The organism is Candidatus Symbiothrix dinenymphae, from assembly GCF_001431085.1.
Genome location: NZ_BBRU01000545.1, coordinates 1 through 253, shown reverse-complemented (window position 1 = coordinate 253; position 253 = coordinate 1). Strand labels below are relative to the sequence as shown.

1 protein-coding gene is annotated in these 253 nt (G+C 54.5%); it reads right to left on the bottom strand.

All coding sequences use genetic code 11. From position 1 onward, the window contains the following. Positions 1 to 253, bottom strand: a 253-nt coding sequence (locus tag ASC50_RS06785; protein WP_158648509.1) for a T9SS type A sorting domain-containing protein, incomplete at both ends; no start/stop codon positions are given.

The window sequence follows — 253 nt, the reverse complement described above, 5'->3', positions numbered from 1 at the left end:
GCTGTCAGCAATGTCTCCCCAATCCGCACAAGATAGACCCCGGGTGTGGTTGGTATCGGTAGTTGTAGGGATGATTGCGGGGATGATTGTAGGGGCGGTTGCGGGGATGGTTGCGGAGTCGTGGCACGCCACGCCTCTACCGGTAATGTTGACCCCGCGCGACCGTTTAAATCATAGATTGTGATGTTTGTAACACCTTCCGGAACGCCTTCGATGGTGATGAAATCACCGCCATGCACCGGATTGGGATATA